This is a genomic window from Pseudanabaena biceps PCC 7429, assembly GCF_000332215.1.
GTDB classification, from domain to species: Bacteria; Cyanobacteriota; Cyanobacteriia; order Pseudanabaenales; family Pseudanabaenaceae; genus Pseudanabaena; species Pseudanabaena biceps.
Genome location: NZ_ALWB01000173.1, coordinates 1 through 11,831 on the forward strand (window position 1 = coordinate 1; position 11,831 = coordinate 11,831).

At 41.9% G+C, this 11,831-nt stretch carries 7 protein-coding genes and 2 pseudogenes; 4 read left to right on the forward strand and 5 right to left on the reverse strand.

Features of this window, described 5'->3' with window-relative positions; genetic code table 11:
* Positions 1-217 precede the first annotated feature (217 nt).
* From PSE7429_RS16845 to PSE7429_RS26000, 5 genes and pseudogenes are all read right to left on the reverse strand, one after another.
* Positions 218-2,785, reverse strand: a complete 2,568-nt coding sequence (locus PSE7429_RS16845) for a TIGR03960 family B12-binding radical SAM protein (protein ID WP_009628490.1) — start codon at positions 2,783-2,785, stop codon at positions 218-220.
* A 124-nt stretch (positions 2,786-2,909) separates the two neighbouring features.
* A complete protein-coding gene (locus PSE7429_RS16850) occupies positions 2,910-3,476 on the reverse strand; it encodes a Uma2 family endonuclease (RefSeq protein WP_009628491.1) in 567 nt (188 codons plus the stop codon).
* Between the two features lie 84 nt (positions 3,477-3,560).
* The gene (locus PSE7429_RS16855) at positions 3,561-4,673 is read right to left on the reverse strand and encodes an RNA-binding domain-containing protein (RefSeq protein WP_009628492.1); all 1,113 of its coding nucleotides are present in this window, start codon (positions 4,671-4,673) and stop codon (positions 3,561-3,563) included.
* Between the two features lie 40 nt (positions 4,674-4,713).
* The gene (locus tag PSE7429_RS16860) at positions 4,714-6,435 is read right to left on the reverse strand and encodes a tetratricopeptide repeat-containing sensor histidine kinase (protein ID WP_009628493.1); all 1,722 of its coding nucleotides are present in this window, start codon (positions 6,433-6,435) and stop codon (positions 4,714-4,716) included.
* Positions 6,419-6,724: pseudogene (locus tag PSE7429_RS26000) on the reverse strand (IS30 family transposase); the annotation flags it as partial. The gene PSE7429_RS16860 and the pseudogene PSE7429_RS26000, both read right to left, overlap by 17 nt.
* Positions 6,725-6,737: 13 nt before the next feature.
* On the opposite strand from PSE7429_RS26000, the pseudogene PSE7429_RS16870 reads away from it, so the two are divergent.
* The 4 genes and pseudogenes from PSE7429_RS16870 to modB form a co-directional block, all read left to right on the forward strand.
* A pseudogene (locus tag PSE7429_RS16870) lies at positions 6,738-7,380 on the forward strand (IS256 family transposase); the annotation flags it as partial.
* Positions 7,381-7,774: 394 nt separating this feature from the next.
* On the forward strand, positions 7,775-8,791 hold the full coding sequence (locus tag PSE7429_RS16875; RefSeq protein ID WP_009628496.1) for a J domain-containing protein: 1,017 nt from the start codon (positions 7,775-7,777) through the stop codon (positions 8,789-8,791).
* A gap of 288 nt (positions 8,792-9,079) precedes the next feature.
* On the forward strand, positions 9,080-9,922 hold the full coding sequence (gene modA / locus PSE7429_RS16880; RefSeq protein ID WP_009628497.1) for a molybdate ABC transporter substrate-binding protein: 843 nt from the start codon (positions 9,080-9,082) through the stop codon (positions 9,920-9,922).
* Positions 9,903-11,747, forward strand: coding sequence for a molybdate ABC transporter permease subunit (gene modB, locus PSE7429_RS16885; protein ID WP_009628498.1), 1,845 nt, complete (start codon positions 9,903-9,905; stop codon positions 11,745-11,747). Before modA ends, modB begins: the two co-directional genes overlap by 20 nt.
* Positions 11,748-11,831 lie beyond the last annotated feature (84 nt).

Genomic DNA, 11,831 nt, shown 5'->3' on the forward strand with positions numbered 1-11,831 from the left:
TGCTTCGCAACGCTTTCAAAAATTTCCTTGTGGTTCGTTTGATCGATAATTGCTGTAAATATCAAACCCCAAAACCTGTAGCGCACGCGCAGCGTGCGCTACAGGTTTTGGGGTCTTATACCAAGTTAAGCAATGGCTACGCCATTGCTTAACTTGGTTCCCCAAATATAAGTGGCGATGCTTCGCGCCGCCACTTATATTTGGGGGTTGATTGACGTTAGCGCATCGATTCGCGATGGACTTTGACTAATTGAATTTCATCTTCTTCGGCAAGATATTTATTCATCATATAGACCACGTACTCAGGCTTGAGATTGCTATCGGGTTTGCAACTACCCATGAAATGGATTTTGGGAAATTCAGGATCGGGGTTGAGAACATTAATTGCAAAAATGCGATCGCGTAATTCCAACATCTGATTGCGTCCAGATTTCGATACCTTGGGCATTTGAATGGAATTAGCCGCAAGTACGCAGTAGCTTGCACCTTCGAGCAAATCCATAATATCGGCAGCATTACGTTCTTTCGGCGTAATAAATGCACAGGTGAGTGTATATTCAGCCACTTCCAACATCGCATCTAGGGAAGGAGAATGGACGGGCACTTCCTCGATCGCATAGATCGGTAAATCACTGTCAAGCTCGGCCTTAAAGCGCTCTTGAAACTCTTCAAGGGGAATAGTTGCGGTCAGTTCAAAATCGACAAACTCAGCGCTGCTGGTTTGCCCAAGGGGGAGAGCCTTAGCGATCGAGATACGTGGTAATGGGTTAAAGCCTTCAGTATGGGCAATGGGTAAAGCCGCACGCCTTGCCGCACGCTGGAAAAAGCGATGCAAATCTAAATGGGAAATCAAACTCATATCGCCCAATTTGCCAAATTTAAGGCGAATACGCTGTACTCTCGGCGGCACTTTCGGCTTCTCTAGAGAAATTGGCGGAACTTCTGGTGGCGGGATTACCTCATTATGTCCAAATTCGGGACCACAAACGCCACATTCAGAACAACCTCCAAAGGAACAATCGGGAATTACTTGAGCGGCGATCGCTCTTTCCCAATCTTCGATTAACCATTGCTTATCAATCCCCGTATCAACATGATCCCAAGGCAAAGGATCGGACATCTTGAGGGATGGCGCATCCCATACCAGATCGGCTTCAGCGATCGCCTGTGTCCATGCACCAAAGGCTTTTTCGGTATTCTCAAACCATGAGTCCATACCCGCACCTAGTTGCCATGCGCGATGTAGCACCTTACCCAAACGGCGATCGCCACGTCCGACAAAGTCTTCCATGGCACTAATGCGCACTTCAGTATAGTTGACCTTTACGCCACTCAAGCGACGGAACTCTTTACGAAGTAGCTGTTGCTTCCGTACAAATTCGCCACTAGATACCGTATGCCATTGGAAAGGCGTATGGGGCTTGGGTGTGAAGTTAGAAATGGTCAAGTTAAAGGAGATCTTTTTTCGACCCTTTTGCGAACATTCCTGTTGTAGCCATTCTACCGTGTTGACGATGCCGAGCACATCTTCATCGGTTTCCGTCGGCAAGCCAATCATGAAATAGAGTTTGACTTTATCCCAACCTTCAACATAGGCAGTTTTAATGCCCTGTAGTAACTCTTCATCGGTCAAGCCCTTATTAATTACATCCCGCAAACGCTGCGTCCCTGCTTCGGGCGCAAAGGTTAAACCTTGCTGGCGACCATCGCCACTGCGGAGCATATGGGCAATATTTTCATCAAAGCGATCGACTCTTTGGCTGGGAAGAGATAAAGTCACATGCTCATCTTTGAAGCGATTCTTAATCTGTACGCCTACGGATGGTAGGGCGAGATAATCGGAACAAGAGAGAGAAAGTAAGGAAAATTCGTTATATCCAGTTTCGCGAATAGCTCTCTCAATGGTATCAACAATCTTCTCAGGATCGACATCACGGGCTGGGCGCGTGAGCATCCCTGGTTGGCAAAAGCGACAGCCGCGAGTGCAGCCCCTTCTAATTTCGATTACAAGGCGATCGTGAACCGTTTCAATTAAGGGAACTAAGCCAATGCTATGTTCGGGCATCGGGGTGGCGACTCGACGGAGAGCGCGAGGAGAAACATCGTGGCGATTGGGTTTAATTGCCCCTGTTTTCTCATCCATGTCATAGAATTCGGGAACGTAAACGCCATCAACTTCATTGGCAAGATCGAGCAGGGTTTCGCGACGGGTTTTGCCTGCTAGTTTAGCTGACTTAATCACTTCGCCAATTTCAGGTAGTAATTCTTCGCCATCACCGAGGGCAAAGAAATCAAAAAAGTCGGCATAGGGTTCGGGGTTGGATGTAGCAGTCTGTCCTCCTGCAAAAATTAACGGACATTCCTCAATACTTAATTCGCTCCTTTCCCGCCATGTCATCGGAATGCTCGCGAGGTCAAACATTTCCAGAACGTTGGTTGCGCCTAATTCATAGCTGAGACTAAATCCCAAAATGTCAAACTCCCGTAGCGATCGCTTGGACTCAACAGCAAACAAATCTGTGTTAGTCGCGCGGAGTTTTGCCGAGAGGTCGGGGGCGGGAAGATAGGCGCGATCGCATAGTTGCCCTTCTTTAGAATTAATAATGCTATAGAGAATGATATGCCCCAAGTTTGACGCACCCACCTCATAGATTTCGGGATAGGTCAGCGACCAACGCACGATCGCATTGTCCCAAGGTTTTCGCACTGCGCCAAACTCGTTGCCTAAATAACGAGCAGGTTTAAGAATTTCGGAGGTAAGTAACTGTTCTACGGGTACGGGCATAGAATTTTTCACGATTTGAGCTAGCCCTATTTTACATTTAGCGCGATCTCGATATTACGAGAAAACGCCCAAAATGTATCCTTGCTATTTCGATCTCTAGATTTGTATCATAAGCAAGCTTTTTCTAAAACCTGACATCTTCGTAAAGATCGACAAATTTCCCTTCAAAATTGATGCTCGATAATTGGAATTTATCTTGCTCGCTAGAGTATGACTTTAATACCCAAAGTCCTTCTTGATTGCGGCACAAGCATTCAAGACGTTGACGTTTGGTGTTGACTAGAACATATTCTTCTAGAGTTTCTATTTGTTGATAATCAGCAAATTTATCACCACGGTCAAATGCTTCTGTGGACTTTGATAGAACTTCGATAATTAGTTTAGGATATCTCTTTTGATTTTGTGATTGGGTATCTCTAGGATCGCAAGTCACCATCACATCTGGATAATAAAAGCGATTTAATGAATCGATTCTCGCTTTCATATCTGACATATAGACTCGACAACTAGAGCCACGTAAATGGTTGCGGATTAAAAAAGCCATGTTTAAGGCGATCGTAACGTGAGGATCGTTTGCGCCAGCCATTGCATAAATATATCCATCAATATATTCATGTTTAATTTCGCTCTTCTCCTCCATTTCGAGATATTCGTCTGGAGTTATGTAATCAAATTTTGGATTCGCGATCATAATTAGTAACTATTTTAAGGATATGGGCATAGTTTCATGACTATATGAGCTAAACCTATTTTACATTTTGCTTCAAGGGATTTATCACCGATCTATCTTGCTCTTAGTAACCGCATATTCGTATATTTCCATAGGATTAAGCGATCGCTTAGAATTGCCAGTACGTACATATAGCTCTAACGAATCTTCAGTGTTTCCATCTTTATTTTTCTTTTTTAGTTTTAGAAAGGCTGGCTGAATAGATTTGCGAACGTAAACAGCACAAATATCATGCCCATTAATATTCTCAAAACGAATTTTTAGATTCAGTAAAAACTTTTTCCCAATGCTGTTTTCGATCTGTTGGACTAGGTGGCGCTCAAATAAATCTAGAGAACCATTTTTTAATGTGCTGATATCTTTTTCTAAGCCAAAAATATTGCCATTGTCCTCAACCCCCATCAATACCGTTCCGCCATCAGTATTCAAAAACGAGGAGATCGCTTTAAGTACCTCTTGTTGTAATTCCTTGTTCTCACGATTATTTCTGACATCCCACTGAAAAGAACTTTTAAATTCGACATTATCCCTTTCGATTCGTTTAATCAATTCAGGAATGGGAATTAGATCGCCAATTTGCTTAATTGTAGTGGTAAATCGCCTGAGTTCCCGTTCTTCTAGTTTTGTGAATAATTCTGTTGCGGTATCAGCAGAGTCGATGACAACTTGATTGGCGATCGCAATGTATTGTTCCCAATATTTGGCTTCGAGATCTTGCTGATTTTCTTCAAACCATTGTTGATTTGGGAGATTTCCCCAGCGATTGAGATAGGCGATCGCCTCTTGAATTGAATCATTGAGGGTTTCAAATGCATTACCTGTGGGCGGATTTTTGGATATGTAGTCCCAAGCCTTTGATTTCCAAGCGCGATAGCAGTCTTCTAAGGATTCATTGGCGGTGAAAATAATCACGACTGAGGATAGGTTATGCTGTTGTACCCAATCGAGAATCGTAAAGCCTGCGTCAACCTCATCGTACATTCGCATATCTGAGATTATGACATCAAAGGGAGATGCTAATTTTTCTAATGCTTCTGATGTGGTGGTAGCGATAACGATTTCCTGATAGCCAAAGTCTTCGCGTAGCCACGTTAGCAATTCATTCAAGTTATCGGCTCGGTCTTCGATTACTAAGAGATGGACGTTTTGGGTTTGCATGAGCGAATTTTAATTTTTTGTGTTTCTACAATATGCTTTACTACAAAATATTTGCAGATAAATATGGTAAATATATCTGAAATCTTACCCCTTTTCCTGCTTCGCCGACTTCCCGAATTTGTCCACCCATTTTTTTGATGGTTTTACGGGCAATGAATAGTCCCAGTCCGCTACCTTTATCTTCGGGGGATGTGGTTTTTAGGGGTTGAAAGATCCAATCTTTTTTATCGCTTGGAACGCCTTGACCGTTATCTGTAAATTCTATATATAAAAACTTGCGATCGCCAGGGATGGTAGGACTGCTGATGTCTGATGGATTGAGCAGATCGCTAGAATACATACGGATCGATAAATTTGAGTTGCCATAATTATGTTTGAGTGAATTTTCCACCAGTTCATTGAGAATACTTTTAATTTTTTCCTCATCACCATTAAATTCTGAGTCGGGATTACGAATGTCAAGGCGAATACGCACACCGTCAATGCGCGGTTGACTTGTCCAGTTTTCTGGCTCCCATTTTTCAAATAATCGATGGACTAAGAAGCGATTTCTACGAATGGTTTTACCTTCATTAATGGATTTGAGATCGTTGATGGCTTTTTGGGTAATCTTTAGCTGTACAAGTAGTTTTTCAAACTGTTGATATTGTGGATTTCCAGCCGTGAGTTTACGCATGGCGCGGCGAGTTTTGGACTCAATTACGGCGAGTTGATTGTTTACTTCGTCAGAGATGTCGTGGGCGGTTTTGGAAACAATTTCTATTAGCTGTTTATAGTTACTGTGGGAAACCTGTGCGATCGCGGCTTTTTCATTGGCTCTCTGACTGGCGATGCCCTGTTGTAATTTTTCAAAGTCATTGACAATTTCTTTAACGAGAGGGTGTTCTCCTTCCATTCTCTTTAGCAAACGATAGGAGATCGATCGCAGTACTGCTATTTCGTTACCGATTTTGTGATACATGGCACGATAGAGCATTTCGATATCATCAATTTGCTCTTCATCGGCTCCAAATAATTCGTAGGAAGTTTCTGCATCGGCGTTAAGGGCGATCGCTTTCATAGCGTCAGCGTAGCGAGGTGAGTCTTCTTGAATTTTGAGTAATAGATTAATTGCTTCTTGACTATTTGGATTTGTTGCTAAAAGGCTACGGGCAGCATAGAGAGTGGATTTGTCTTGATCCTCTGAGTTGGCGATCGCCTCATCAAAAAACTGTTTGCCTAAGTCAATTTGACCTAATCGGTAATACAAGCGCCCAAGACATAATCTAATAATATTGGCGTGATAAGTCTTTTGTGATGATAAATCAATTACTGAAAGTTGTGTAAGCGCTTCTTGAATATCACCTCTTGCTTCTAGCTGTTGAGCATATTTTAATAGAGCATATGAGTAGTATGGTTGAACCTCAACAGCACGTTTATATTGACCTTGGCGTGCTAAGACATCTGCATAACTATTTAATGTACGAAAATTATTTGGATCTAATTCTAAGCATTGTTCAAACAATTCAGAAGCACGTTGATATTCTCCTTGTTCTACTAAAGCATTTGCATAACTATTTAATGTAGGAACATTGCTTTTGTTTGATTTTAAGGAATGTTCAAATAATTCAGAAGCATGTAGATATTCTCCTTGTTGTACTAAGGCATTTGCATAACTATTTAATGTACGAAAATTATTTGGATCTAATTCTAAGCATTGTTCAAATAATTCAGAAGCACGTTGAAATTGCCCTTGCTGCGCCAATTCAAGGATGAAATGCAACGGTATCTGATGAAGCAAAGAATACTTCGTAAGGAGTACGATAGTCAAGTGATTTTCTAGGTCTGTGATTGATCAAATTCACCACCTTCTGAAAGTCCTCCTCTTTCACGATTTTAAAGTTCGTACTCTTGGGATAGAACTCTCTAATCAATCCATTCGTGTGTTCATTCAATCCGCGCTCCCATGAATGATAGGGATTTGCAAAGAAAGTCTCTATTTGCAGCCTTTCGGATAGCTTCTCATGTCCACAGAATTCTCTGCTATTATCAAAGGTCATTGTCTTTCGGAATGTTGACTTCACTGGCTCGAATATGGACGGGTACAAGGAATTACTGGGTATGTGGATTTCCCCGAATGAAGGGGCAAAATTCTGGTTATCTGTACTCACCGAAATTCACAACCGTGGGGTCAAAGATATCTTGATTGCTTGTGTTGATGGTTTGACTGGGTTTCCTAAGGCACTTGAAACAGTGTTTCCTAAAACTCAGGTGCAATTATGCATTGTCCACATGGTCAGAAACTCGGTTGCTTTTGTCCCTTGGCAACAACGCAAGCAAGTTTGTGCTGACCTCAAGGCGATTTATGCTGCGGCAACGGAATCGGAGGCAGAGTTTAACCTCGAACTCTTTGCTGAGAAATGGGACAAACAATATCCGTCGATCTCTAAGTCTTGGCGCAGTCATTGGGCGAATATTATCCCCTTCTTTGCTTTCCCCCCTGAGATTCGTAGGGCGATTTATACCACCAAGGCACTTGAGTCGATGAATAGCAGTTTGCGTAAGGTGATTAAATCTCAACAGATTTTCCCCTCGGATGAGGCTGCTTTCAAGCTGGTTTATTTGGCAATGCGAAATATTTCTAAGAAATGGACGAGGCTCCATTCGTGATTGGAAGCCTGCTCTTAATCGCTTTGCCATCCTCTTTGAGGATCGTCTCCACATCTAGCTTCTAGACTTTACACAAAATGTTTGACAGTCTCCCAGTACCAAGATTTCTGGCTTCCTTCCCAGGGGTTCTGATTTGTCCTAGTCATCTCTTCCGTTGCTATAGCTGTCGCCAAGTGTGCTAGGACATAAACCCCAAGAATTGACTAGCGTCGCGACGCTAGTCAATTCTTGGGGTTTGATTTGTCCTAAGTCAAGTGACTGTAGCTATATAAATTATAAATAAATTATAAAAAGATTGCAAAAGGTTAAAATTCTAGCAAATTTATCCTGAATATTGTGCTATTACCAAATTGTCATCTAAGACAAGAATCGTTAAAAATAGTAATCTTCCGTCTCTTTACACTGTCATCTTTCAGCTTAGAATATTAATACTATTCCTCAATTCACCTCCTATGGCTCGAAAATCTAAGACTCTTACAGATACTAATAATGAGCTGGGACTTTCCGATCTGCGTATTCGCCTTAACTTTTTGGAGAAGGAAAACAGTAAACTTATCAAACAAATTGAGACTAACCGCACTAAGTTAAACACTCTTAATGACAGTATCAAAGAGGTGGGTATTCAGATTGCGCAACGGGTCGCTCCTTTTCGGCAAAAGATCTTGGAACTGGATGAGCAAATTCATGCTGTTTTTCAAGAAATTCTGACTGGAAGAAAATTGGGCAAGAAATCTCGTAAAGATATTGAGAGCGTTTATTATCATTTGCAATTGGATGGAGTTATTAGTCCCAAGCATTTGCCAATGGAAGAGGAGCTATTTGAAAATGACGATGATGACTTTGAAAATGAATTCGATTGGGCTCACTATCGGGGACACTCTAATCAGCAAATTGTCGAAGATATCCCGAAACCGGATCGCGATGAGTTGAAAAAAATTCGCCAACTTTTTTTGCGTTTAGCTGATAGTTTTCATCCAGACAAGGTAACTGATGAAGCGGAGAAAGAATATCGCACTGAGATTATGAAAGAGATTAATCTTGCTTATCAAGATGGTGATCTAGCAAGACTTCTGGCAATTGAAAAGGAGCAAGAATTGGGGGCGATTATCGATCGCGATAGTACTGACGATCTGAGTCGCCACTGTGCCAAAGTAGAAGCAGAAAATAGATATCTCAAAGATCAATTAGAAAATTTAAAGCAGCAATTAAAAATCACGAAAAAGACACAGCAGGGGGAAATGACTGCTACTTTCAAAAAGATAACGAAGTATGGCGGCGATCCGATTGGTGAGGCTTTGCGGGAAATCGAGGATCAGATTGCAATTATCGAACAAATGCATCAATTTGTTGTCGATTTTCGCGATCGACGTATGACGATTAAGGAGTTTTTAAAAGGACCGACAGCTCTACGATTACAGCAGATGTCCGAAGAAGAGTTGATGTTAGAGTTTCTGGCACAATTTCAGTAAGGTTGCGGAGTTTGCAGGGTTTATGTCGCAGTCGCCACTCACATGAGGACAAAATCAAGACTCAAGAAGAGAAGGCTGACGCTTCGCGTCAACCTTCTCTTCTTAGGTTTAGGGTGACTTGATTTATTGAAATAGAGCCTCCTATGCACCGATTAATCGCGTACTCAAATCCTGCGTGTAGGGTTTGTCTAGTTGTTTTTTCTCTATCTGAGATTACCCATAATGATTTGAAAGCTTCTATACTAAAATATTATAGATATTATAGGAAATTATCCCATCCGAGACTCTATGAACAAGAAAAAAGTTATTACTTTTCTCTCCTTAATCGTTGTCACCTTATCCACGATCGTAGGATGTAGCTTTTTCTCCCCAACAACCGAACAGACGAATAAACCTGTAGCCAGTCAAGAATCAATCCAACCAGCTAATAGCAATCAAGAGAACGCCCAATTAACGGTTTCTGCGGCGGTAAGTCTTAAGGACGTATTGAACGAAATTACACCGTTGTATAATCAAGTAAAAACTAATGTATCAGTTCGGACTAACTTTGCAAACGGAGGTAATATACAGCAACAAGTCATGAATGGGGCTCCCGTCGATGTTCTCATTCCTGGGGCAGCAAAGCAAATGGATGAATTGCAAAAGAGAGATTTAATCGTTACCGATACCCGACGCGATTTATTAAGCAACCGCATTGTCTTGATTGTGCCACTAGATAAAGGGGATATTAGTGACTTAAAAGACTTAACTAAGGCTGATTTTGAACGCATTGCGATCGGCGATCCTCGTAGCGTTCCCGCAGGTCAATATGCCGAACAAGCTTTGAAGAAATTAGAACTATTGCCAGATTTGCAATCAAAATTTGTCTTAGGAAATAACGTGCGTCAAGTGCTTCAATTTGTTGAATCTGGTAATGCACAAGCGGGATTTGTCTTTGCCACCGATGCGAAAGCCTCTACTAAAGTTAAAGTAGTGCAAGTCATTGATGCTAAACTTCACGAATCAATTGTCTACCCCATCGCTGTTGTCAGAAAAAGCGCCAATCAATCGATCGCTAAATCTTATCTAGACTTTTTATCCACCGAAACCGCTAAAACTATTTTCGAGAAATATGGATTCAGTAGCCTTTGATTTCTCTCCATTTTGGATATCGCTTAAGGTAGCAACTACCGCTATCTTCTTTACATTTTTTTTGGGAATTACGTCAGCCTATAGTCTTCTCGAATATCAGGGCAAGTGGAAAACTTTATTTGATGGCATTTTCCTTGCCCCATTGGTATTACCACCTACAGTTGTGGGTTTTTTGCTCCTGCAACTATTTGGACAGTATGGCTGGGTAGGGAAATTTTTGCAGCTCTTCCATTTAAATATTATTTTTACTTGGTATGCGGGGGTGGTTGCATCAATAGTTGTCACTTTTCCTCTAATGTACAAAACTGCTCAAAGTGCATTCGAGCAGGTGGATGGAAATCTATTGCGTGCTGCCAAAACTCTGGGGGCCTCTGAATTTAGAGTCTTCTATCAAATAGCTTTACCCCTAGCCTTTCCAGGAATTTTAGCAGGAACTATGCTTTCCTTTGCTAGAGGCTTAGGCGAATTTGGGGCAACCTTGATGCTAGCAGGTAACATTCCTAAGCAAACCACCACGATTCCCATTGCTATTTATGCTGCGGTAGAATCAGGCTCAACTCAGGAAGCTTGGTTATGGACAGCCATAATTTTATCGATGTCTTTTTCTGCGATCGCTATTGCACATTTTTGGTCAAACAAGAGAGAACGGGGCAGGGAAAGAGGAAATAGGAAAAAGGATAAAGGAACCAATTCCATTGCCAATCCTCAATCACCAATTACCAATCACCCAACGCCAATCACCGATGAAGGCTTATTCATCGACATCTATAAACAATTACCAGAATTTGATTTGCAAATTGCTTTGCATTGTGTTGACCAATCCATTGGTATTTTGGGTGCATCAGGCACGGGAAAAAGTATGCTGCTCAGGTGCATCGCAGGGATGGAGAATCCATCAAGTGGGCGGATTGTGATCGATGGCAAGGTTTTATTTGATAGTGCTAAAGCAATTAATCTGCCCAGCCGCGATCGCAATATTGGTTTTCTGTTCCAAAACTATGCCCTTTTCCCACACCTTACGGTTGCCCAAAATATTGCTTTTGGATTACCCAAAGATCTTCCGAGATCGGAGGTTAGACAAAAGGTTGCGGAGCAATTACAAAGTATTGAACTGCAATCCTTTGGCGATCGCTATCCACATCAACTCTCAGGTGGTCAGCAGCAACGCGTTGCCCTTGCTAGGGCTTTGGTCAGCCAACCTGATATCCTCCTGTTAGATGAACCCTTCTCTGCGCTCGACACCCACCTCCGCAACCAAATAGAAAGGGAACTTATCTCAGTTCTTAGTACCTATAAAGGAATTACTCTATTTGTAACTCACAATATCGATGAGGCTTATCGTATTTGCCAAAACCTATTGATTTTAGATCGCGGTAAGGTGATGAGTTACGGGGAGAAGTCAACCGTTTTAGAGCATCCCGCTAATGTGGAGACAGCGAGGCTTACGGGATGTAAAAACTTCTCACGGATTGAGGTTGATGCGATCGCGCCTGATCGCATCGAAGCTCTAGATTGGGAATGTAAGCTACAGGTTAACTATTCCAATGTTAAACCGCTAACTCACATAGGAATTCGCGCTCACGAGATCGTTTTTCTTGAGCATGAATCCGAAAATGATTCGCCTAATATACTTCCCTGCTGGTTAGTTCGTACCACGGAAACACCTCACCGCATGACTTTATACATCAAGTTAAAGACTCCTCCCAGTCATGATTGGGACTATCATCTACAAGCGGAAGTATTTAAAGAGAAATGGCTGGTTTTGAAGCAATATTCTCAACCATTTCAAGTCTATCTCGATCCTAATCATTTATTTTTAGTTTAAATCACTAGAGATAATTCCAAAAGACAAGTGGCGGCGCTTTGCGCCGCCACTTGTCTTTTGGAATTATCCCAAGTTAAGAAATGG